1 protein-coding gene is annotated in these 26,996 nt (G+C 63.1%); it reads right to left on the bottom strand.

The annotated features are described in order from the left end of the window. On the bottom strand, positions 1-26,973 hold the full coding sequence (locus ACN9MO_RS21350) for an LEPR-XLL domain-containing protein (RefSeq protein ID WP_425987662.1): 26,973 nt from the start codon (positions 26,971-26,973) through the stop codon (positions 1-3). Positions 26,974-26,996 lie beyond the last annotated feature (23 nt).

Genomic DNA, 26,996 nt, shown 5'->3' with positions numbered 1-26,996 from the left:
CTAGCGCCCTCCAAAGAGACTGACCAGTCGAGAAAGCAGTCCCTTTCGGGCCTCCCACTCGATTATGCCGTTCAACACTTCTTGCTCACTCGTATCCGCATCATTCTCACCGGCGCCTGAAGTCTTGGCGGCATGATCTCCGACCTGTGTCCAAGCCGTTGGGTCGACAAACGTGCCGGTTGCCTCGTCGAAGACCCATGACTTCTCGTCGCTGCTGCCGAAGCGCACTATGCCATCGCCCCCGCCCGTTGCCGGTTGCCACGCGGCCGCCAGAGCGCCTCTGCCGCTTCCGGCCCAGCCGGATGCCGCGGCTGTCTCGTTCGCCTCGCTAACCCCTGGGACATGGAGATCCGAGGCGCTGATGCCGGCAAGTTTCATCAGCCGTCGCTCAGTCGGGGTTACGAACAGACCCAACTCCTCATCGAACACCTGGGCGTCGTTTCGCGTTTCGGACTGGGTTGCCGGCAGCGGCAACCGGCGCTCGCCGACCTCAAGCGTTTCGGCCATGACGCCGCCGACAGCATCGTCGGCAGAGTGGACCAATCCGGCCTCGTGACCCATTTCATGGAGCAGGACCGAGAGCAGATCGAAGCGTCCCGCGGCTGGGCCGCCACCGATCGCCTGCCACTTACCGTCGACAAGGCTGTACTCCTCGTTATCCTGCGGCGTGAGATCGACGAACCAGCCCCGTCCGGCGGCGTTGCGGTCGATCCTGATTGCGCCGAACACGGCTTCGGCCAGTCGGTCGCCTTCGAGATCGACGATCTGCAGATCGATCGTGCCGAGGCGCGCCAAGGTTGATGCATCGAGCAGCCCCGATTTCGCCCAGAGGGCGACGGCATCGTCGAGCACCGAGAGTGCCTGTCCTCTCGTGATCTCACCACCGGCGACGGTCGTGTCGCCGGTCGCCGCCAGCAGATTGGTCGACGTGTTGAAGGCGGGATCGTTGGTACGGATCAGGAAGCGATCGAACGAGCTTGATCCGACACGTGACATCGTGCCGAAGCCGCCATCGACCAGTGCGGCATTGAAGCCATAGGTGCCGACGAGGCCGCCGTTCACCTGAATGCTGACCGCCGCCCCCTTGAAGATCACCTTCAAAGTATAGTCGACGCCGACATCAAGGACGCGACTGAAGGACTGATCGACCTTGTAGCCGCCCTTGGCACTGACGTGGCCAACAAGGACCTTGTCGTTGGCCACATCGAGGGCGACGAACTTGTAGTCGTTCGGACCATAGCTGTCGAAGACGATGCCGCCCGTGCCCGCCGTCAGTAGCTTGGCCTCGAGTTCGAGGTAGGAGTCCGCCCGGAGCTTGGTGCCAAGGTTGAACGTGCTGATGGAAGCACCGGCGGCGCCGACGAAGCGACCACCTGCGACGGTCCAGCCCGTGGCCGCCGTACCGCTCATCGGGAACCGGCTGGTTGCGTCGAAGTTGTCGGTATAGTCAAGCGACAGGTTTGGCGGCAGGATCTGAACCGAGAAGTTGTCCACCTTCGACTTGGAGCCATCGTTGCCGGCGCCCACCAGACCGCGGTTGAGGCCCACGGGCACGCCATCCTCGATCCTGGGCGCGAAGGTGTAGCCGAACCAGTTCACACCCGCGACCGTCACCGTGACGTTCGTGCCGTTGACGGCGACGAGCACGTCATAGGTTATGCCAGCCTTCAACTGGACGGGCTTGTTCGACTGGGCGACCTGGTGCCAGCCGCTGGCGTCGCGGTAGCCCATTTCGATCTTGTCATTCGAGATGTTGATACCAGCCCATTTGAAGTCGGTCGGCGAGTGGTAGTCGAAGATGACATAGGCGTTGGCCTTCCAGCCCGCCAAAGGCTTCTGAGCGGTGATCTTGGCCGAGATCTCGAAATAGATCGGCAGGTACTGGTCGGCATAGAAGACCGCCGCCGCCTGCCCCCACGATGTCTCGGATTCGACCGACATCATGCCGCTCGAGACTGAGAACTTGCCCTGGTCGGCGGCGAACACGTCAAGCGTGCCGTCGTTGAAGTCGGCCGTGCGCAGAACGTCGCGTCGTCCACCGGGGATATTGCCCGGTTGCGGATCAGTCGGTCCGCCGGTCTGGTCTTGCCAGATGCCGTGATCCTTCTGGGTCACCAGGCCAAGTTCGCCTTCGACCCCGCCCTGGAACTGCGACACATGGCTGTATTGGTCACTGCCATTGACGCTTCCGGTATCGGCCGTGCGGGTGATGTCGACACCATCGCTGAAGGCTTGCGCATAGAGGAAGTCGAAGAGCTGCGGCGGCACCTGACGGCTGACCGTCGCGATGCCGAACGGAGCGAACGGCACGAGATAGCTGTTGAACTCGCCGACCCAATCGATCAGGCGGTCGCCGCCGGTGTTGCCGATCAGGATGTCGAGCCCGGCGCCGCCGAAGACACGATCCTCGTAGACCGGATGCGTTTCCGGCTGGTCGTTCATCCAGCCATTGGTGCTAAGCACATCGTCGGCATTCATGAGGTCATTGCCCCAGCCGCCATAGATGTGATCGCGCCCTGTGCCGCCGACGATCCAGTCGTTGCCGAGGTCGCCGAAGATGGCGTCACTGCCGTCCGTATTGCGGTCGGCGAAGGCGATCGGCGTGCCGTTGGGCGAGAACGCGATCGCGCCGTTGACCAACGGTCCCTCATTGTCGACCAGGTTGAGGAAATACTGGAACTGGGTCGGCGCAGCACCCGACTTCCAGGCGGTTCCGTCAGCATTGAACAGAATCGTCCGGCGCGGATCGTATTCGTCATAGAGGAAGAATTCGCCGAGCTTACTCTGAACCGGCTTCGGTGCGTTCCACGGATCGGTATCGGCACCAAAGCGCAGGATGTCTCCCGGGTTCCAGGGCCGTGTGAAATCGGTGCGCACCAGCCCGACCACGACGCCGTTTTCGAAGCGCTGGGTGTAGCTGAGCGGCAGGGCTTCGCCGCCGCCGACGGCATCGTCGCCGGCGCCGCCATGGATGAAGTCGTCGCCGAGACCGCCGAAGATGATGTCGTCGACGACATTGGCGTCGAACAGCGGATCATCCGCGCCCTGAGCATTCGGCTTCAGGTTATAGGGCGTGAGGTCGACCGATTTCTTCAGCTGGCCGCCGATATTGATCGTCTCGGTCTGCACCTGCCCGGGCGTGTAGATGAATTCGTTGAGCACGTCGCCCTGGCTGGTGCGGGTATCCGGGTCGGTGGCAAGGAGGGCCAGGACGCCGTAAAGCGGCTCGGCATAGGTAGCGCTGTTGCGGCTCGTGAAGATCCGTCCGTCGTCGCCGAGGATGCCGTCCTGGCCGGTACCGCCAGAGATCCAGTCATTGCCCCAACCGCCGATCAGATCGTCATTCTCGGCATCGCCGAACATGCGGTCGTGGCCGCCGCCGCCATAGGCGATGTCGTCGCCGGTTTCGCCGTGGAATTCGTCATGGCCGCCGATGTCATTCTTCGCCCACAGACCGAATTCGTTGCGATAGGCCGCGTCGTTCGGGTTCGTCTTCGAGAACAGGTCAGGACGGAAATCCGGGCCGCCCGGTGTGTAGTCGAGAAGGTGCACGCCGCGGACGACGATGCGTTCGGCGCCGGCGCGGGCCGGATCGTTCACATCGTAATTGTACCGGACGTAGAGCTGCTGGTTTGCCAGCCCGTTGGGGTTGATATCGACGCCATTGATCCCGACAATACGGACGATATTACCGTTGTCGCCGACCATGGTGTCGGCATCGCGGGCATAACGCGCAGCCGCAAGGGTGCCGTCGCCCGGAAGGTCGAGGTCGTTCCGGTCGATTTCGCCGCCGGTACCGCCGAAGATGTAGTCGTCGCCGTCAGGCCGTGCATTTGCATCGGTCAGGCTGAAGAACGAGGACGAGCCGCCGACCAGGTCGTCCTGGCCGAGGCCGCCGAACAATTGGTCATCGCCACCACCGCCTTCGATGTAGTCCTGGCCATCGCTCGCAGCAGCAAAGGATGCGATCACCGTCAACGGACCGATCGGATCGACAACACCACCCGACGTCCGGGAGGCACCGACATGCGACGTGCCGGCGAAGGCAAGTTCGATACCGCCGTCGCCCTGGATGACGTCATTACCCAGTTGGCCGAAGATTTCGTCATGACCTTCGCTGCCGGCAATGTAGTCGTTGCCGAAACTACCAACGCCGGCAGCTCCCTGGTCGAAGGCGAAGGTGTGAAGGGTCGCATAGTCGACCGCATACTCGCTCCACCACGGCGCGCCGTCCGGGTCGCGGTAACGGCGTGCGATACCGTCGACTAAGAGGAGACCGCTGTTGTCGCCAGTGACGGTGCCGAAGCCACCCGGGATCGGCCGATCCGTACGGCTGTAGAGCAGCGCGCCGGCCAAGGTCTGGAAGCGCTTGCTGAATGTGTCGTCCAGCAAGTTGCCGTCCGCGCCGCCCTGGCGGGTGAGGTAGACGTTGTCGCCGAAGATGCGATCGTCCTGCTGGTCGCCGTCCAGCATGTCATGGCCGGCACCGCCGACGATCACATCGCGGTCAAGCCCGCCGAACACGATATCGTCGGCGCCGTTCTGCAGCTCGGCCGACTTGATCGCCGTCACGAGCACGAGCTCGGTCGTCTGGATTCGCTGTTTGAGACCGGACGGCAGGTTCGGATCGTCCACGAACATCTCGATGACGCCATGGTCGGCGAAGATGATGTCGTCGAAGTCGCCGAGCACACCGGCTGCGGCAACGGCACTCGGTCCGTAGCCGAGATGCGATGCGCCATCACCGAAGATCAAGTCACGGCCGGCCTGCATGAGGTCGCGAACCGCCGACTTCACCGGCTTGATCGTGGTGCCGTTGGTGTCGGTGTTCGGGTTGGCGGAAGGCAACGGGCTGTTGTCGACCGTGTCGATGAAGAGCTGGCGGGTGAAGATGTTCACGTTCACGCCGCTGTCGCCATAGATATGATCGACGCCGCGGTTGCCGATGATCAGGTCGTCGCCGGAACCACCGGCCAGATGATCGCCGGCCTGGCTGCCATAAATCGTGTCGTTGCCCGCGCCGCCATAGATCGTCAGGCCGACGCTGGGCAGACTCCCCCCTCCAACGCCCGCAAACAGTGCGCTGGCGTCGATGACGTCGTTGCCGGCGAGCTTGTAGGGGTTGGCGAGCGGGAAGACCCATTCATCGTCTTCGTTCTCGCCATCCTGCAGTTGCGGGAAGGGATCGAACGGCTTTTCACCGAATTCCATGCCGAGCACATTGTGTGCCTGGCCGGAATACCAGATGCCGTCCTGGCTGGTGTCGCCATAGATGACGAGCGGCGAGTTCGGACCTGCGCCGCCATTGACCTTGATGTAGTCGCCGCCGACGCGCTTGCCGCCATCGAGCGTTGTGTCATAGCCGAACACGGTCAGTTGGACGCCCGTTGCCGGTGTCAACGCCACGTTCTGCAACGTCATCACCGCGGCGGTCAGCGCCTGGATCGTGAACGGTCCGGCATAGCCGCTGACATAGACCTTCTGGCCGACATAGAAGCCGTCTGCTTGCCAGCTCCCGGCGCTGCGCGTCAGGCTGTTGGTGGCAACGTTCATCGTGCCGGAAGCCGTGATCGTGCGTGCTTCGGCGACGTGCAGAGAGCGTTCGGCGTAACTGTTGAACGCATCGGCCGCCAGCGAGACGCCGGCCCCCTGTCCGATGTGGGTGTTCGGCGCGCTCAATACCAGGGCGCTGAGATCGCCCCAGGTCAGGGCCGAGTTCGGCGGCGGCGGAAGGGTCGCGTCGACGATGGCAAGGATCGTCCGGGTGTAGGTCTCGCCCTCAAGCTGGATGACCTGGCCGACCTGGTACCGGTCTTCGGACCAGTCGCGCCCATCGAGGCGGGTCACGACGAGCGAGCCACCGCCGGCACTGGCAATGTTCATCTTGCCGGCGCTTTCGAGGTACATGTTGCCGCCGCCGTGGACGAGCGTCAGGCCGCCATGAGCACCCTGCACATAGAAGCTTTTGACCGCATCGTTCTGCGTGGCGAGCAGCGCGCCTTCTAGCTTCAGCGAGAAGCCGTCATCGGAGATCTCGATAATGCGGAAGTCGCGCTTGCCGTTTTCATCGACCATGGTGATGAGGTGACCGGCAAGATAACCCTCATCCGCCCACTTGATGCCGTCCTGACGGGTGACGATGCCACCGGTATAGGTCGGATCGATACTGACATCCGTGACCACCGTTTGCAGGATCGCGTCGGTGACCGGGTTGATGCGGTTGATAGTCCGGGGCGCGTCGCTGACGAGCGCGAGTTGACCGCCGGTGACGCGCATCGTCGAGCCGACAATCGAGACGATCTGGTATTCACCCTTCGCGAAGTCCTCGTCGATAGTGATGAAATCGCCGACCGCAAAGCCGGTCCATGAGCCTCCATCGGTGCGCACGATGATCCCGCCGGCAATCGTCTGGGCGATGTCGACGGACTTGTTGACGGTGATCACGTCCTTGTCGATCGCGGTGATGGTCAGTGCGCCGCTGGCAACGCCAGCGAGCGATGGGCCGCTGAGAACCAGGATCGAATTGTCGTTCGGGTCGGCGCCTTCTTCCGGATGCAGCGGATCGATGAGGGCGTCGTTGATCGCGACCACGGTCCAGGTGCCCACCTGCCCCGCAATCTTCACGGTCTGGCCGACGAGGAAGCCCATGGACTTCCAATCGAAGCCCGCGCGCACGATCGTGCCGCCGTTGCTGCCGTTCGGCGTCACCGTGAAATTATTGGTGACCTGAACGGAGGGCGCCGGATCGAGCGTGCCCTGGATGACGAGACCATCATTGCCCTCGCCGAGCATCAGATTGACGACCTCGATGGTGCTTTGCGTCGCATTGGTGCCGAACTGGCCGTCAGAACCGACGCTGATCTTGCCGAAGCTGATGCCGCCCGGGAAGAAGCCCGATTCGCCGAAGGTCGGGTCGCCGGTGACACCGAGGCCGAGGCTCAGATCATCGGCCATGTTGAAGCCGGTCAGCGTCGTCTGCGTCATGACGCCGTCGACATCTTCCTTGCTGGTGTCGTTAAAGATGTTGAGGACATCGATCTGTTGCGATTCCGGCGGCTGGGCGCCGATGGCGATCAGGAAGTCGTCCGCTTCACCCGGCAGTTTCAGGCCGTTTTCCAGCGAACGGTCAGCGCCCGTCGGGCCGCCTTCAACAGCCAGCGGTCCGCGCAGCTTCGAGAGATAATGTCCCGAAGCCGGGAAGACCTTCACGCCTTCGCGCGTGACGGGGATGTCGTAGTTGTCGTCCGCCTGCAGGACGACCGTCTGCTGGATATAGTAGTTCCCCGGATTGAACGTCGCGACCGCCGCGGTGCGCAGCACCTTGACGCCCGCTAGCGTGCTGCCGACCGGCAGCAGTCCAGCGTTCTCCGAGGTGATCTGGATCGTGGCATCCTTGGTGTCGTTCTCGCCGCGAATGATCGCGATCTTGAAGTTGCCGATAACGTTGTCGGCGGCGTCGAAGACACGGATCCACTGGCCTTCCAGGAAGCCATAGGCGAGCCAGCCGTCCGCATCGTCGGCAAGGCCGGCGATCGTCATCCGATAGGTGGGCGTGCCGTCCTCGATGACCGTATGGAACTGGATATTGCCCGTCAAGGCGCCATCGCTGGCGAGGTCCGAGAGGATGACATCGGCAAGCTGGCCGCCGGTACCGAACGTCCGGTCAACCTTGATGAACTTGCCGTCGACCGTGTCGATTGCGGTGATGTAATAGTCACCGCTGTTGCCGCCGGCGTTGCCGACGCGGATCTGCTGGCCGACGAAGAAGCCTTCATCGACGAAGCTGCCGAGATCGGCGCCCGTGCCGCGGGTAATCTTGCCGTTGAGGCCGTCATTGCTGAAGACGAGGTTGCCGTCGAAAATCTGCGTCGGCCGGAGCCCGCCGATCACCGTATAGCCCGAGCCGGGTGTGACGGCGACGCCGTTGACGCTGACGACATCCGCCAGTCCATCGGTGACGATCGCGACCTGTACGGTGGTGCTGGGCGCCTTCGTCAGCCGGATCGTGTAGTCGTCCGTGTCGCTGCCATCGGCATTGAGCAGCGTCGTGCCGCCGCTTTCGAGCACGACGGCGCCGGCCGTGTCGTTGTCAATGACTTCAATGTCGACATAGCCGGGGCCGGAGCGCAGATTCGGGAAGACATAGTCGTGGTCGGCGTCAGTCGTCAGAACGTCGTCGCGCTGGAAGTAGATGACCGCCGTATGCGGATCTTCGCGCGGGATATCGTCACGCGCCTGAACGCCGATGCGAACCGGGTCATCCCAGTTGGTATGGTCGAAGGTTAGCCGCCAGTAGCCGTCGGCATGTTTGTACATGCGGTCGCCGACCGAGTTGAAGATGTTCGTCGGATCGTCGACATCGAAGATCTGGATATCCTCGTCGCTCGCCTCGTTGAGGAAGAGCTTGACGACGATGATGTCACCCACTTCCGGCGCCGTCGAAAGCTGAACGAGGATCTCGTCCGTCAACTGGGTCGTCGGGCTGCCTTCGATGACCAGCGACCGGCCGTCTTCGATGTTCGTGCCAGGCGCCACCTCGGTGACATAGATTCCGGGTGTGTCGTTGTCCCTGACCAGCACTTCAACATTACGGACGTCAGCCGCGTCAAAGGGGTCGCCGTCGGGATATTCGGCATCGATGTCGATGACATTGGTATCAACGCCGCTCAGATCGGAAATCACGCTGTGCTGGATGACGACCACGCGGTCGCCTTCTGCCCGCGGGTCGTCCGGCGCATAGACGTAGACCATCTGCGGATTCATCCAGTTGCTGCTGTCGAACCGCAGCACGACCGCGCGATCCTTGATGATCTGCGGTACGCCGTTGACCATGACAACATGCTGGAAGTCGCTGTCGGTGACGGTTCCGCCGGGGTTGACGGTGGACAGCCAGACCGTATCGCCAAGGCCGTTCGGCAAGGGCGCTGGGTTCAACAGTGTGCCGTCTTCCTCTTCCTGCGGCGAGCGTGCCGCAGACACGGTGACATAGACCACCTGGCCGGCGAGCGGAGCGATTGCCAGCTTCACCGTGTAGCTGTCCACATTGACCGGGCCGCCTTCGCGCACGGCAGTAAAGCCGCCGGTTTCGTCGATGCGGATGATGCCCTCTTCTCCGGAAGCGACGTTGTAGTCGAAACCGTCGATCAGCACACCGTCGTAGAGCGCGTCACCGGACGTGACGAGATGATCGACAGCACCGGAGGCCCCTTCGAGCTCGCGGGTCACGATGTCTTCGGTCACGTCGCCGGTGACGTTGATCGTATCGGATCCCAGGCCGCCAATGACGCGATAGGCAACGCCGAAGGCGGTCGACTGGACAAAGAATTCGTCGTCACCTTCGAGACCATCGACTTCGACCACTTCGATCGTGGTGTAGCGCACATTGAGACCGGCGCCGAAAATGCCACGTTCGGTGATCGCAAAGTCGTCGGCGAACTCCGTACCGAGGATGACGAGCTTGTCGAAGCCCGTGCCGCCGTCGACGGAAACCGGAGCATTGACGTTGTACTGGACCTCGTCCTCACCACCACCGGCGCGGATGTCGGGCGCCCGCGCAACAGAGAAGCCGAGCCCGATGATCGGCATGGCAACGCCCTGGTCGTCGCGCACGATCACGTCGTCGGTGTAGTCGTCGGGCGTGGAATCGGCATCGGCAAAGTTAATGACGCCGTCGCCATTGGTGTCGAGCGTGACAGCCGGCAGGTCGTCCTGGTCGATCGTGCCGTCGCCATTCCAATCCTGGTTGGCAACAGCGGCGATCGCAAAGGCGCGCACGATGAACAGGTCGTTGTTGTCGTCGCCTTCGAGCCTCAGCTCAGCTTGGTTCGAATAGACACGGAACTCGTCGTTGCCGGTTCCGCCCTGCGCGACCAGCGGCGCGCTGATGCCGGGGCTCAGCCAGCCGCGTGTCGTAGCAACCATGTCCGGGAAGACGTCCTGGGCGAGCAGGCCGCCGCCGAAGAACGGCGTGACGCCGTTTTCCGGATCGTCGGTGCGCTTGTTGCCGAAGATCTGCCCGATCTGGAAGGAGTCGTCCCCCGCTCCGCCCTGAAGCGACACGATCGCCGTCGTATCATCGGAATAGAAGTTGTCGTTACCGCCGAGGCCTTCGACGGTGACGCGACCATTGAGGGCCGTGTCGTAGTTGATGCGTGCGCTCTCGTTCGACGGTTCGTTGTCTTCGATCGTGTCCGCATAGGTGGTCGGCTGGCCATAGACCATCGCGACATAGGCCGGGCGATCGGCCGTTTCATGCGGCAGATAGTTCGCACCGCGCAGCAGGAAGATGTCGTCGATCGGCTTGTTGCCGTCGCCGTCCTTGCCGTTGAATGCCGAGTTGTAGCCGTAGACGTTCAGCGCATCGACGCCGTCGTTGGAGCGCCCGGTATCGAGCACGTTGATGACGTAGTTGCGGTTGAAGTCCGTGCCGGCCGTGCCGCGGCCCGGATTGTTCGAGCCGAGCGTGTAGACCTCATAGAGATCGCTGCCGGAGACGCCGTCGAGCGTCAGCGTGTGCTCGGCGATTGTCGTCATGTTGGGCGATGTCTGCGTCGCTGTATCCTGCAGGTAGTAGACCGTGAAGCGATCTTCGCCGTCGGCAACCGTCGGATCAAGCGTCTGGCTGCCATAGGCCCGCGTCTTCGAGCCGAGGAAGATATAGCCGGGGCTCCCCTGGCTGTTGGTGCCGCCGGCGCCCGAGGGATCGCCGAACTGGATGGTATCGACATCGGTATTGCCAAAGATCCAGGTCAGATTCGTGGCGTGAGGCGCAGCCGTCTTTGGTGCAGCGGTACCAACAGGCGTGCCATTGCTCTTGTTGCCGGGCGTTACTGCGGCATTGGCGATGATGCGCCCGCGCAACAGCATGACCGAACCGAAGCCGATATCGGCATTGGCAAGCAGGGTGATGGCCTCGTCGAAGGCGGTGACGTCGCCATAGATGTCGATCCGCTTCGCCGCCAGGATCTCGCTGTTCGAATCGAGTGTGACGTTGTCGCCGACCCGCAACTGCACATTGCCCTTCTCGGCGAAGATCTGGCCATGCGGGATGAGACGCTCGGCATCAGCCTGGAAGGTCGGGAAGGTGAGGCCGTCCTCGGAGAAGCGTGCGCTGCCGCTGTGCAGCAGGTCGAGGTTCTCGCCCTGGACCGCCGTCTCGCGAACGGTGATGCGAATGTCGCCGTCATAGGTATGGGCGAGCACGAGCCTGAGGTTGCCGGCGCTCTCGCCGGGATTAACGGGTGCTTCCGCCAGATAGATGTTGTTGTCGGCTTCGAGGGCGACGTCGTCGTTCGACGAGCCGCGTGAGGAATCTATCTCCAGGTCGTTATTGAAGGCACCGATCGAGCCGCCGCCATTGGCGTCGAGATCGATACTCTGGCCGAGCAGGTCAGCGAAATCGTCGCCAGCGCCGTTGTTGCGAGCGTCGAGGATCGAGCCGGCGACGGTACGCAGCGAGATGTCACGCGTCGTATGGACCGTGTGGACGAGCAGGTCGCCGACGACTTCATCGAGGAAGATGCCGAGTGTGCTGTCGGCGGTCGTGTCGAATGCCCTCAGCACGCCCAGGCCGCCGACCCCGTTGCGGATGTCGACGTTGATCTCGAGGAAATCGGTCGGCAGCCCGATGCCGCCGAGCGGCGAGTTGATGTCGAGCAGCGTCGGGTTGAGAACCTGCGCAGCGACCTGTGCATGGTTCGGGTTAAAGAGACCGACACCGGCGGCCATGGTGATGTTGCGGCCGGCGACATCGGCTTCGACATCGCCTTCCGTGAGGCCCCGCGCATCGATGATGCGCCGCGGCGAATAGAGCAGCACGTCCGACGCGGTCGACTTGATCCGCTCGACGCGCATGTCGCCGGTCTTTTCGCTCAAGGCGATATAGCCGTTGGTCACCACATCGATATCGCCGTTTCCGGTGATTTCGGTGATTCCGAGGACATTGATCGTCGTTGCGCCGGGATCGGGATTTGCTGCAGCGACGATGATATCGCCACCGCTGGTGACCGCTCCGGCCTGGAGGCCGGGCAGAGTCCGATTGCCGGTAGCTGGATCAATGCCACGGAAGTCGTAGGTGGAAGCGATCGGCGTGTTGCCGGTTCCGAAAACGCCGCGGCTCAGCTCTTCAGGAAGGCCGCTGTCCGGCCGGAAGAAGTTGTAATGGGTGATCCCGGCTGCCTGGCTCGGCGCCTTGACGAGCACGCCGCCCGAGGCGCCTGCGCCGCTTTGCTCGAGGCTCGCCTGTAGCAGCACATTGGCGCTATCGCCGGCGCTGATCCGGTCGATTTCGACAATGTAGTAGCCGCCGCCGAGATCTTCGCGCAGCAGGGACTTGAGGTCGAGGTTGATGTTCTGGACGGCATCGACGGTAAATGTCTCCGCCGCAATCAGGCTGTGCTGGTTGGTGAGCGGCCCGCTCGGCGAAAGATTGATCGCGACACCGGCGAGGGAATTCGCCAGCGTGCTCGCCAGCTTAACGCTCAGGCCATCGGACGAAGCGATGACATAGTAGTAGCCGCCATCGACGAGCCCACCGATCGCCGTGCTGACCGCGTCATAGCGCACGAGTTGGCCGGTATAGAAGCGGTTTTCGTGCCCGAGGAAGATCTGCTCCGTCAAGCCGCTGACACGGCCGGTATCGAAGCTGACAAGCTGCGGCAGGCCGGCGCTGTCGACGATGTCGATGTTGACGCGGTTTCCTGTCGTGCCGACGTTTTCGTCCGCCCGGATATTGAGGATGTGCGTGCGGATCAGGGATTCCCGGCCGTCGCTGCCGAGCACACCGCGATCGTTGGTGGCGAAAACGGATCCGTCGGTATTGACGATCGAGGTGGTCCCGATCGGGTTTTCGATGGTGCCGTTGATATAGATATCCGACCGGCCGCCCGTGTCGGTGATCTCAATCAGCGTCGGCGCCACCTCGCGCTCGATATTGAACGTAAGCGTCACCGCTTTCGACGGGTTCAGCCAGGCAAGCGGTTGCTCGTCGGTTACCACGTCGATGTTGTTGATGATGATGTCCTTGTCGGACTCGTTGCGGATCGTGACGCGCTGCAGCGTATCGCGGAACGTCCAGGTGCCGCCGGAACCGACCATCGTGTCGGAATCGAAGACGACGTCGCCCGGGCCAGGATTGACGATGTCGTTGACGACGATGTCGGCGCTCTGGATCGTATCGCCCTCTCCTTCGCTGCTGCCACCACCGCTGGCGCTATCGTTGACGGTCACCTCGACCGCGACGTCGATCTGGCCGTCAGCACCGATGACGAGCTGTTTGACAACCAGTTCTGGCGAGCGCCCGGAGAGAATGAGGACATCCGAATTGAAGTCGATCTGTTGCGGCCGGTCGTCGGGGCTGCTGCCATCGGAGCCGCCGGCGGCAAGCGAACGCTTGCTGTGGTCGGCGTCATCCGTCTGCGAGATCGAGCCGTTGACGGTGGAAGCATAGAGCGCCAGGTGTTCGCTCGATGCCGCGGGCTCCTGCGGATAATCCGGATGGCCGAGAACACCATCCGCATTGTCGCGCGGGCCGGCCGTGACCAGAGCGCCGGCGGCGCCGAATATCTTCGACGCCACGTCGGTGTCGTTGTGCGCATCGGAATCGACGAAGCCGAAAAGGCCTGTGGCACGGGCATAGGACTTGGCATGAGTCTTGACGTTGTCGTAGCGGGTGACGAGGTCGACGCCCTCCCAGCCGGTCAGTTCGGCGTCGGCATTGATGTGCACTTCCGCTTTCGGCCGGGCCGTTATGGTGCTTTCGGCCTGGCCTTCGCCATAGAAGCCGGCGCCGCGGCCGTCGCTGCCGGCGAAGACGTCGAAGCGCCCGACTTTCGCGCTGGCAACGGCGCGTTTGGCATTCAGGACCGCCCGGTCGCCGAGGGTTGCAATCGTGTCGGCCTGATCCGGATCGGGGTTCGGATCCGCAACACCGATATAGACATGCGTGACGGCGTCGCCATCTCCGCCGAAGCCGATGCCTGAACCGGTCGACTTGGCGGAAACGCCAGCTTCGGAATAGGCGGTTAGCCGTGCCAGTTCGCCGGCCACGACGATCGCGTCGGCGCCGATCGTCGCGGCACTGTTGTACTCGATCCAGACTACGGTCGTCGGCGAAGCCAAGCCAACGGCACCGCCAGCGCTCGCATGCGACGAGGCTCCGGTATTGGCATTGGTGCTGGATGCAACGGTGAAGTTCTTGCCGGCGACGATGCGCGTGCCGTCCCCAACCGAGGCAACACTGTTGATGTCCTGGTAGCTGTTGGCATCCGCGTCGCCGACGGCGACGAAGCCGCCGGTGCCGTTGACCGCGTGCGCCGTCGTATTGGTGGTGGCCGACGTGGTGATCGAGACATCGCCGCTCGTCGTTACAAGCGTCGCCGATATCGTGGCGGTCACGTTCGGATTGCTGGTGATATTGGCGTCATTGCCGTTGACGCCAACAAAGCCGCCGCCGGAACCCTTTGAATAGGCCGAGGATACGCCGTCGCCTGACTGCGGCGCGATTTCGCTGAGCGAGACCTCGCCTGGGCCGAACAGGAACTGGCCGCCAGCTACCGACGTCACTGCATCGTTGATGTCGATCCGAAGCTGTTGCTCGCTCGTGCTGTCGCTCGATATGTCGACGGCCAGCGCGCCAATGCGATGGTTGGCGTAGGGGCCGGAAAGCCCTGTCGGCGTCAACGTCATCTGCGTGCCGCCGGAAGGCGCGTCCCACAGTTCGAAGGTATCGTCGCCGGGCCCGCTGACGCCACGGACATAATAGGTCTTGCCGTCTTCGAGCCCGCCGATTGGCAGATTCTTGGCGTTGATCAGCGAATGGATGTCGTCGGCAGTCTTCGCCTTGTTGGGCGTGAGCGTGATGATCGACTGATCGAAGGTCTTGGTGAGCGTCGTTTCAGTAACGCTGTTGACGACCGACAGGATCAGCGTGCTGCCGCTGACGCCGGTAACGGTGTAGGTACCGCTGTTGGCACCGGCGCCGCTGATGAACAGAGTACCAGTTCCAAAACCGAAATCGGCCCAGTTCTCGCCATCGGTACGGATGATCCGGTCGCCGGCCCCATTGCGGACGAACTGAACCTGTTCGGTGACCACGTCATTGCGTTTCAGTTGGATCGTCGTCGAATTGACGACGTGGACACGGTAGGTCTGGCCATCGGACAGCCCTCCGATCGGCGTTCCGGGCGCTCCCGTTTCCGTTTCGACGTTGTAGACAACGTGCTCGCCCTCGCTGAACCCATGGTTCAGCGCGTTGCCGTTGTCGTCAAAGAAGCGAATGTTGTTCTGCGTGCCGTCGTCAATCGGTGAGCCATCGGGATTGAGTGCCGTTGGATGGACATCGACCTGCCGGCTGACGAAGGTCTTGGCGTCGGGCGCGTCATAGGTGACGGCAATGCCATTGGTGAACCCATGACCGGAGATCGTGATCTGATTGCCGGCGATGTCGTCGGGCTGGAAGTTCTTGAAGTAGTTTTGCGGGTTGACCGCCTTGTCATGCGTATTGACCAGTTTGATATGGGACTCGTCGATAACCAATACGTAGTAGAGATTTCCTTCTGTCAGGCCGAAGCTGTTAACCGTTTCGTCGGGCCCGGCATAGTAACGCACGGCATCGCCGCTGATGAAGTTATGCGCACCCTGGAAAGTAATAATCTCGGTTTCGGCATCGATGCTTGCGGCATTGAAAGTCGAGCCGAAGTATAGCTTGTTCGGGTCGACATTGCCGCCATCGATGACGTTGATGACGTTGTACTGACGGTTGACCGCCGGATCCTGCGGATCGGGCCAGTTAAGACCGGGGATCACCGCGCCACCGCTGCCGGCATCGTATTCGACGGTATCGCCGGTCACGAGACCATGGTTGTTGACGGTGATGGTGTTGGCGACACCATCGGCGTCGACGACTGCATAGTCGGGCTGCGTGCCTGGAATGGGCGCGGCAATCGCCTCGACCGAAACCGTGCCGGTCGCATTGATGACGCTGCCAGTGCCAATGGTGCTGGAGACGGTCGGGCTGACATTGGTCGTGGCATCGGAATCGCCGGCGCCGAAAATGCCGCCGATCGTCACGCCGACGACCTTCGAATCCCCTTCGGTGTTGGCGAGTGCCTTGAGCCGGATATGGCGTGCGGACTGAACGGACGTATTGTTGCCGATGGTCGCCGCAACGGAGGACGGGCTTGCGGTTGCCGTGGCGCTGTTGAGCGTCAGCGCCCCGAGGACGCCGCCGCCTGTCGCTTCCGCAACGGCGAGCGCGCCGTTGATCGCAAGCGCGTCGACCCCGATGTCGCGAACCGAAACGATATTGGCATTCATCGCCGCGTTCGACTGGCCGTTAGCGGTCGCTTCAGCATCGGTTGCACCGACAGCGGCCGCACCAAAGGAATTCGCCTCGGTGTTGGCGACGGCGTAGTTGCGCAGGCGCGACTTGATATCGATGTCGTTGGTAATGGTCAGGCTGCCGCCCGCGCCGATCGTAGCACTGACGATGGCGTTGGCCTTGGCGGTGGGCACTGCGCCCTGGCCGCTGAACAGGCCGCCACCCGAGGCTTCGGCAAAGGCCTTGGCGCCACGATCCGTCGCTGTTTCGCCGACGAAATTGTGGGAGGCGAGCATGACGATGCCGCCGGCTGTAATAGTCGAATTGCCACCGATCAGCGCACTTGTCGTCGGCACGACATTCACCGTCACGAAGCTCGTGCCGACCGCGCCGAGACCGATGGTGAGCGCGAAAACATCGCCCTTGGCATTGTGGCTCGAAAGCGCTTCCAGCGTCACGGTGCCGGTGGCATCGATGTTTGCGCCGCCAAGGATCGATGCTTCGATGTTGGTCTCAACATCGATCAGCGCAAAATTGAACGAGAGGCCGAGCGCACCGCCGGCGAGCGCAAAGGTCTCCGCCTTGGCGTCGACGGTCGAGTCCGCATGCACAGTGATCGCACCGACCGTGTCGGTCTGGCCGATCTGGCTGCCAGCCCCGATGGTCGCCAGAGATTCGATAGTGCTGTCGTCCGTGTCGCCGATATTGAGGTCGACATAGGAGGCGCCGGCCGCCACTGCGCCGACCTGTATGCCTGTCGTCGTGACGTCGAAGTCCTGCGTGTTCGAAGCGTTGACCGACAACAGGGCGGCATTATCCACCACTGTTCCATCGAGCAGGCGGGCCTGCACGCGGCTGGTATCGTTGATGACGATGACCGATGCGCCGAGGCCGACGAACCCGCCCTGGAAGGCGACGGTCGTCACATCGACCTCTTCGTCAAGCTCAGCCTCGACCTTGATCTGGTTGCCGGCGCTGAGGTTACCGCCGGCCTTTGCCTTGACCTGTCCGGAGACGTTGAGCACGGTCACGGCTGCGCCGGCGCCGACGAGGCCCGCGGCAGCGTTGCCGATCAGAAGATCGACCTTCATGTTCTGGCGCGAGACGACCAGAATGTCATGGCCGGCCTCGACATCGGCACCGGCTTCGATCGTGGCGGTGGTACCGTGCTCCTCATTCGTCGGGATCAACGCGGCATCGAGGTCCGCGCCCGAGAAGAACGACGGGTCGTTCAGCCGGTCCGATGCACCCTGCATGTTGTCCCTGACACGGGAGTCCGCGGTGCGGGAGTTTCCGTCGCCGCTGAAACCGGTCATCTGGCCGGTCAATTCGCCGACGCCGCCATCGGTCTTTTCGCCCGCATCGGCGGCCGCATTGTCGCCGCCGCCCGTGGTGGCATCGCCCGACGTGCCTTCCTTCTCGTTGGCGTAATCGTCCTTGAAATCCTGTCCGATCGACCAGACCGAGACCGACGCACCGAGGCCAACAACGCCGCCGACGCCGCTGAAGGCGAAGCCCTTGAGGACCTGAATCGAGTCTGCACTGACAGCGACATCGTTGCGGGCCAGGATGTCAGCATTCGCGCCGATCGAGGCTGTGGTGTCGTTCTTGATGCTGCCGAAATCGATGCCACCGCCGATGCCGACGAAGCCGACGGCAGCCGAGCCGGCAAAGGACGTGATGCGGACATCATTGGCGGCGTTGACATAAACGCCCTGCCCGAGGCCGACATTGCCCGGATGCAACTGATAGTCTGCAAAGCCCTGGTTGATCGCGGCACCCGCGCCGATGGCGGCCAAAGTGTCGGAATCGATGATTGTCACACTGACCGCACCGGCAATGCCGACATAGAGCCCGCCGGCGCCGGCAACGGCGATATGCGTAACGATTTCCGACGATTGCGCCTGGACGATCACGCCGTGCGCCTCACCGGAAAGCGTGGAGAAACCGGTCGGATCGCCGCCGCTGGTCGTGATCTGGCCGTCGAGCACGTTCGAGATACCCGCGCCGTTGGCGCGCGCGTCGATCGTCGCGTTTTCGCCGATCGTTGCCTCGGTATCCTTGGTGACGTTGACGACGCCAACGGAGCCAGCGGCACCACCGCCGGCGAGACCGATGGCGACCGCACCGGAAACGATGGTGAACTGCGAGTCGTCCTTGGCCATGACGGCGACATCGCCGCCGGCCTCAACCGTAGAATCCCCGATGCGCGCGAACGTATCGGCATCGAGCGAGACAACCGAGACGCCGCCGGCGAGGCTGACGGCGCCGCTTACCGCAAGCCCGGCGGAGACGACGAGAACCTTTTCCTTCGCAGTAGCGATGACCGCTACATCATTGTTCGCGTCTACGAGCGTGTCGTCGCCAATAGTCGCCTTCGTTTTCGTGGTAATGACCGACACGTCGACTGCCGGAGCGGCTGCACCCGACCCGCCGAAGGCCGCACCGGCGCCAACGCCGAGGTGGCTGAAATCGCTGGCCCCAGCGACTAGGACCGACTGCGCCCCATTGCCGCCACCGCTCATGTCCTGATTAATGCGGGCGCCTTCCCCGATCAGCGCGGTCGTCGTCGTGTTGAGTACGTTGACCGCCGCACCGACGGCGACACCGACGGACCCGCCGCCGCCAACGCTAATGGCCGCCGTTTCGATATCGTCCTTGGTGCTTGCCGAAACTGCGACGCCGCGGAAGCCGCCATCAACGGCGGCCGTCGCCGTCCGCTGCTGGGTCAAGCCTGGATCGGTTGGGGTACCGTCATCGCTCTCATCCTGGTCGAGGTCATTGAACTGGCCGAGGCCGCCGCCGCCTTGCTTGATCGGCACGCCCGCTTCGAGACTGTCCTTGCTGACCTGGCCGTCGGTCTGCGGGTCATAGCCATCGCCCATGCTTTGCGATCCGGCAAAGCTGATGTCGAACCGGCCGGTGCGTGCAGCCACGCTGTGCTGGCCCTCGCCGGTCACGCGCGCGTCTTCACCGATGAACGATTCCGTCGTCTTGGTGACGACGGCCACACCGGCTGCGACACCGACGCCGGCGCTGCCGCCAACGGCAACGCCGCCGACGATCAGATCGAGCTCCGTTTCATCGACCGCCTGCACCAGCACGCTGCCAAGGGCGCGAACGTCGGTCAGGCCCGCATTGCCAATGCCGTCGATCGGATCGTCGCCGATGAAGGCGCGAGTCTTCACGTCGAAGATGAACACATCCGCCGAGACCGTGATCGCGGCTGAGGAGGCCCCGCCGGCTGCGACCGAGAAGGAGCCGACATCCTCGTTGCTGGTTGCCTCGACCTTGATGTTGCCATCGGCATCCATATCCATGCCGGAATCGATCGATGCCTGCGTGGTCTTGATCAATGTCGCGATATTCACGCCGGCGCCAACTGCGGCGCTGCCGCCGGACGCAGCAAGCGATCCCGCAACCGTCAGGAGATCCGTCTCGTCATAGGCGTAGGCGGCAACACCCGGATCGTTTGCACCGGACTGGGCCGTGACCGCCGTATTCGAGCCGATGCGCGCGATCGTCGTTTCCGTCAGCACCGTGACAGCGACAGAACCAGCCACGGCTGCGCTGCTGGTCGATACTCCACCGGCGGCGGCGATCGTGGTCACGTCCTCAGTCGAAATCGCCGAAACATCGAGACCAACGGGTCCGCCGGTTTCAACGTCGGCGTGGCCGCGGATCTCGGCCTTCACATCGTCGATGTGAACGAAGACCGTGCCGCCGATGCCGATGCCGGCACCCTGGCCGAAGGCGATGCCGCCGGCGAGCGCAAAGATCTTGGCGTCACCGGTTGCCTTGAGGGAGACATTTCCGCCGGCATGAAGCTCGGATTTGTCGAGTGCTGTTCCCGTCTCGACATAGGCTTCGGTCGAGCTGTCGAGCACGACGACACCCACCGAGGCCGCCACACCGGAGCCGCTGAGGCTCAATCCGAAGGTGGCTGCAATCGAGGTGATGGTGTCGAATGAATCGGCGTTGACGAGGATATTGCCGGCAATGGCACCGAGATCCGCAGTTCCGCCGACCCAGGCGCTGGTATTGCGGATGATGACATTCACGTCGAGGCCGATGCCGACACCGGCATTGCTGCCGCCGGACAGTCCGATGCCGCCAGCACCACTGACCATGGTCAAGATATCGGTCGCTTCGACGGTCACCCCGCCATTGCCGTCGAAATCGGAGCCGTCATTGATGAAGGCATGCGTCTCCATGAAGACGACGTTGACGCTTGAGGAACCGCCCACCGCCGTTCCGTTGCTTGCCGCAACGCCGGCAGCAAAGCTGGTCACCGCCAGATTGCCGATGACAGGAATGCTCTCCGTAATCGGCAGCAGTTCGGCATGGGCCGTGACACCAATCGCGCCGCTCGCCTCGGCATCGACGCCGGTCCCGACGTCGGCCTTGGTGTTGAGATCGTTGACGATATTGATGGAAACCGCGACGCCGACACCGGTGCCGCCATTGAGGCTCAGCGCCGCGCCGCCGGCGATGCTCTGCATCTCGTTGACGCTGACCGCATTGATAGCGATCCCGCCGGCGTTGGCGTCGAGATCGGCGTTGTTGCCGATGATAGCACTCGAATTGACGTCGAGATAGTTGATCGCGACGGAGCCGCCGACGGCGGTGTTCTTCGAGACGGCGCCTGCCAGTGCCCGCGCCTGGAAGGTATTCCTTTCGCCATCGGCCGTGATTGCCCGCACCTTGATCGAACCGGCGGTAAGATCGGCGCCGGAATTGACCTGCGCGGTATTGTCGAGCAAGGCGATATTGAGGCCGACAGCGGCGGCAACGCCGGTATTGGCGCTCGTGTTGGTCGCCGTCGCCGTGCCGAGCGCACGCGCGTCGGTGGTCATGGTCGCTGCGATTTCCATCGCGCCCGAAGACCCGATCACGACATTGCTTGCGATCGTCGCGGTGTTGTCGGCGTCGAGGAAGTTGACGGCGATCGTTGCGGCGACGCTGGTCCCGCCCTGTGTCGACTTACCCGTCTCATTCGTGCTCTTGCTATCGGCGGTGCCGAGACTGCTGCTGCCAGATTGGGTCGGTGCCTTCGATCCGCCACTCTGGTTCTGCGCCATGTTCGTCTGGTTGCTGCTCTCCTGGTCGGAGTTCGCCTTCGAGGTATCATTTCCCTTGGCGCTCGCCTTGGACTCTGCCTTCGTGTCGAAAGTCGACGTGGCGGTGACACTGACATTGTTGGCGCCGGAGAAGTTCCTGCCGACAAAGGCATCGTTGGTCACTTCGGCGATGTTCAAAGCGAGCGAAACGCCGACGCCGACATTGCTGCCGGCCGCTTCGCCGTCGCCGAGCGTGTGGATCGTGCTGGCATGGCTCGCCTGCGCGGCGAGATTTCCGGTCAGCGTGATCGCACCGCCAGCACCCGAGCCGATATGTGCATCCGTGTCATTATCCACGTAGGCGACTGCAATTGCGCCACCGACAGCAGTGTTGCCGGCTGCGCCCGCCTTTCCCGTGGTGGTGACCGTATCGTTCGAGGTGGCAAGAGCCTGGAAGTTGCCGGTGTTGCCGCTGATCGTTTCGCCGTTTTCGATCCCGGCGAAGGTCGTGTTGAGCGAAATACCAAGCGCTATCGATGCGCCGACGCCAGTGCTTCCTGAGCCGCTGCCGGCACCATGGGCCGTCGCTTCTGTCGTCGATTTGGTTGTGTTGGTTGCCTGCAGGCTGACGTTGCCGCCAGTGAGCGTCACAGACGTCGTGCCGCCACCGCCGTGGTCGAGCCCAATCGTGCCGAGCGTATTGGTGGTTGCAACGCTCAACGCAAACGAGCCCGCCACGCCGGTTTCGCCGCCGCTCGCACCTGACGTGGATTTCGCACCCAAATTGTGCTCGGCATTGCCGCCGACCGTCTTCATCGTCGCCGAAGCGGTGAGGCCGTCGGCCATGATGTGCGCGCCGGCGCCGACCGAAGCTTCGTTGCGCATGGTCGCGACGTTGATGGCAACGGCGACACCGACGCCGGTGCCACTGCTCGTGGTCGTCGCCTTGCCGTCGCCCGTCGCACTGGCATTCATGTTGTTGGAGGACTGGAGCTGAAGCGCTCCGGTGCCCGCACCTTGCCCCGCAATGATCGTGACGCCATCACCGATCGAGGCGACGGCGAGCGACGAGGAAACGTTGAGGGCGAGCGCTGCGGCGACGCTTACCTGGCCCCCGCCGGTACCGCCCTGGCTCGTTGCGGACTTGTCACCCGTGTTCGTCTTGCCCGATTTCTCGTTGGCAAGTTGCTTTTGTTTATTCTTCTGGTCGTCAGCGGTGGTGTTGCCGCTGTCGCTTTCCTTATCCTTGTCCGCACCCGCGGCACTGGCTGTAGCTTCGGCCTTGCTCGCGCCATCGCCATGGGCCGAGAAGCTGACATTGCCATCCGCAGTGATGTTGCGGGCGGTGCTCGCAGTCGCGCTGTCATCGACGAACGCAAGCGCAATAGCGGCGCCGACCGCTGTATTCCCGGCGATTGCGTCGCCGAGTGCCGAAGTCGTGCTGTCGCCATGGTGGGTCGCGGTCGCGGCGAAGGCGCCGTCAAGGTCGATAAGGCCTCCGGTGCCGAGCTTTGCCTCCGTCACATTGTCGGCAACAGTGATCGCGATAGCGCCGCCAACACCGGTACCATCTTCGGCAGTCGCCCCGGATTCCGCCGTCGTGGTGGTCTTGTGGCTACCGGTGGCGCTGAGCGTCAGGTCGTCGAGTCCTGTGAGGACCACGGAATTTTCGACCTTGGCCGATGCCGTGTTGTCGGCTGCGTTGATGGCGAAGGAGGCTCCGACGCCGGTGCTGGCACTCTCGGCATCCGCCTCGGCGACCGCGCTGCTTTCCGAAGTATTGGAGACCGTCAGCGAAGCGTCGTCGCTGCTGAGCGTGACGCTGGCGAAAGGCCGGATCGCCGATTCTGCGGTCGCATCCGACACGTTGAGCGCAAACGATCCGGCAACGCCGGTGTCGCCGCCGCTGGCGCCGGAGGTCGAATGCGCTTCGAAGACGTTCTTTTGGTCGCCGCCGACATTCTTCATGGTGGCAGACAGGATGACGCCGCCGTCGGCGTTGACGACCGCACCGTTGCCGATGATCGCCCTGTTGCTCATGTCTGCGACGTTGATCGCCACGGCGGCGCCGACCGCCGTGCCCGAGGTTTCGCTTTCGAGCGTCGCGCTGCCATCGGCGATGGCCGAAGCATCCATGTTGTTCTTCGCCTGCAGGCTCACGCCGCCGGTTCCGGCGCCGTCGCCAGCCGTCACGTTGCGGCCAATGGCGATGCTGGCCAGCGCTTCGCTGTCGGAGACGTTGATCGCAAGGGCGGCCGCGACGCCGACATCGCCACCGCTGCCACCGCCGGTGTTGGCGGTCTGGCTCGTGTTGTCGGCATCGCCGGATTTGCTGTTGGCGAAGTCTACCTGCTTCTGCTTCTGCTGATCGGCCTTGGTGTTGCCATCGGCGGATTCGTCGTTCTTGTCGGCGCCTTTGGCGCTGGCTTTCGCGTCCGCCTTGCTGGAGCCATCGCCGAGCGCCGACAGGCTGACCGAACCGTCGGCACGCAGATTGCGGTTCGTGGTCGAAATCGCGCGGTTGTCGACGAAGGCAAGCGCAATCGCGGCGCCGACCGCGGTCGAACCGATCGCCGTGCCGTCAGCCGTGGTTGTGCTCAGCCCATGATGGGTCGCCGTTGCCAAGAAATCACCGGTTATGTCGAGCTCGACATCGTCTGTCCCGAGCGAGGCGCGGGTGGTGTTGTCGATCACGTCGATCGCCACTGCGCCACCGATGCCGGTGCTGCCGCCGGTGCCGCCGGCTTCCGCCGTCGTCTCGGATTCATGGCTGCCGGTTGCCGAAAGCGTCACGTCGTCTGCGGCCGTGACCGTCGCACCGTTTTCGAGCTCCGCGATGGAATTGTTGTCGATGACGACAAGAGCTACCGAGCCGCCGATGCCGGTCTCGCCGGCTTCACCGAGATCATCGCCATTGGGGGTGGCGGCCGTCTCGGCGTGAGTGGTCGACGAGGCCGTGAGGCTGAGATCCGCGCCATTGAGATCGACCGTCGCACCGGCCTCGATCACGGCTTCGACGTCGGTCATGATGATGTTGATCGCGAGAGCCCCGGCGACATTGGTTTCGGCGCCGCCCGCACCGGCTTCCGCCGTCACGACAAAGCTGTCGCCGGCATTCAGCGTGGCATTGAGGTTGACGGCGCTCGCCGTCAGATCCGACGTTCCAGCGACATAGGCACGGGTGGTTACATCGGCGATGCCAAGCGCGACAGCCACGCCGACGCCGGTCCCGGCGCTGCCCGTAGCCGAGCCGTCGGCGGCTGCCGTGACGCTCTCGGTGGAGGTCGCCGTCAAGGCAAGTGTGCTTGCGGAAACGAGGGTGGAACTGTCGAGATAGGCTTCCGTCGTTGTCCGGTAATCGGAAACCGTGACGGCACCTGCGAAGGTGATGTCGCCGCCGCTGGTCGCCGCCTTGTCCGAGGTATTGCTGTCCTGGTTCGGGTCGGCGAGCCGCTTTTCGGATTCGCTCGTGCCATCGCCCTGGTTCGAACCACCGGCGCTGGAGATCGCGGTGGTGCTGACATTGCTGGTCAAAGTCGCGCTGAAGGCGACGGAATCGGGCAAGTTACCGCCATTGGCGTTGAGCGACGAGTTGCCCGCCATATAGGCGCGCGTCGTCGCGTTCACTTCCGAAACGGCAACGCTCGCGCCCTTGGAGCCCGAGCCGCCATCCGCGGTTGTCGTCAGTGCCAACTGGGTGTCGGCGGTCAGAGAAACGGAGCCGGATATGTTGAAAGCACTGCCGCCCAGAACTTCTGTGATGGAATCGCTGAGAACAACCGTCACGGAAACCGCGGCATCCTTGGTCGTGTCGTTCTCGCTTGCATCGCCTTCGTCGGCCGCGGTCAGCGAAACGCTGACCGAACTGCCGGCCGTCAGGCTCGCGGCCGTCAACGTGCTGTTGTCAAATCTGATCCTCGCCTCCGGCAGAACGGTGACGATGACGCCTTCGAGCGGACCAACCTCCGCGGTCGAAGCCGAAACGGTCGCATCCGCCGTCGCCGAGATCTGCACGGCGCCAGAGGCGGTGATGGTCGCGCCGCTGACGTCGATGATCGCCTCGGGTGTCGCGAAATAGGCGCCGCCGGTGATTTTGCCGTCGTCTTCGGCGAGCGCCACAAGGGTGACCGTCGTCGCCGAGACATTACCTGAAACCGTGATCTTTTCGACATGAACCGCCAAGGCGCCGAATGTGTTCGTCCCCTCGATGAAGACTTCGTCCTTGCCGTCATCGCCAGCTGTATCGGCAGCGTTCTCGCCAAAAACAGTAAAGCTTGCAGCCCCTAGATTGACACCGGTAACCGTTAGGACATCCTTCGACAGCAGCGGGATCCCGAGGTCGGCGCCAAGTTTGATTGTCAGGCTGTTGGTGGGCTTGGCGAAGGTGACCTTCTCGAAGGTCGGGATAAGCGACAGCGACTCGAGCGTCAGAGTGCCGTCACCGTTATCCTTCAGCCTTGCTTCGTCGTCGAAATCGCTGGTCGCGATAATACGATCGGCGACGACCGTATTATCTGTGATCGGCTCCAGGCCATCGTAGCGCAGAACCTGACCATCGCGGGTGATCGTGCCGGACGCGGGACCGGTCGCAACGTAGGTGACGGAATGGAAGAAGCCGCCATCGAGAACGAGACTGTCGAAGCCGCCGGCACCACCGTCCATGACGCCGGTCAGACCGCCGCCAGCTGAAACGAAGAAGGTGTCCTCGTTGTCGGCAGAACCCTTGAGATTCTCAACCTCGACGAAGGACACCCCTGAAACGTTGCCGGAATTCAATCCGGTTATGTTCCAGTCGGTATCTTCCGGCGGTCCGATCACTGCGTCGCTGCCGGCCCCACCGCTCAGCAGGACCTTGCCCGAAACGGCGTTGTCGAAACCATTATGGACGAAGGTGTCGTCGCCGGCGCCGGTGTCGATCGTCAGCTTCAGATTGGGCGAAGCGAAGGTGTAGGACACCAGCGCGCCGCCATTGATGCTGTCAAGCGTCGAGAACCCGTCTCCCGGCGTGCCGGCATCGCTGAGACGCAGAGTCTGCCCCTCGCCCGTCATGTCGGCAAAGATCCGCTCCTGCGCGGTTGTCGCATCGGTCACGGTCGAGACGCCACCGATACCGATCCGATGGCTGATCTCGCCGTCTGCGGCGGTAAACACACCGGAGCCTGCACCATCGACCGCGAACTCGACGAGATCGAACACGCCGCCGGTCAGCGAGAGCCTGTCGTCGCCGTCGCCGCCTTGAAAATCGATATCGAGCGCCTGAAGGAAATCCGTGCCGAAATCGATTGTCAGCGTGTCGTTCGCAGCAGTGCCGGTCACCCGGATATAGTCGATTTCCGCGGCATTCCGCTGCGCAACGAGGAGGCTCGACCTGTTGTCGTAAACCTGGACCGCCTGGATCAGGTTGTCATAGCGCAGGCTGTAGTCAGCGCCGCCATCACCGACCATGTCCACCGCAAAGGGCATGATATCGGCAGACAACAGATAACGGGGCTCAAGCGTCTCGAGCGCGAGCCCGGGTAGATGGCTGGTTTCCGAGCGCGGTGTGAAGCTTCGTGCCTTCCTGCCACCGAACCACCGGAAAAGGCGTTCGATCATCGCCGTTTCCTGGGGAGGTGGCC

It is taken from the genome of Ensifer sp. R-19, assembly GCF_049905105.1.
GTDB lineage: Bacteria > Pseudomonadota > Alphaproteobacteria > Rhizobiales > Rhizobiaceae > Ensifer.
Note: the sequence above shows the minus strand (reverse complement) of the source record. Positions and strands in the feature narration are given on the sequence as shown.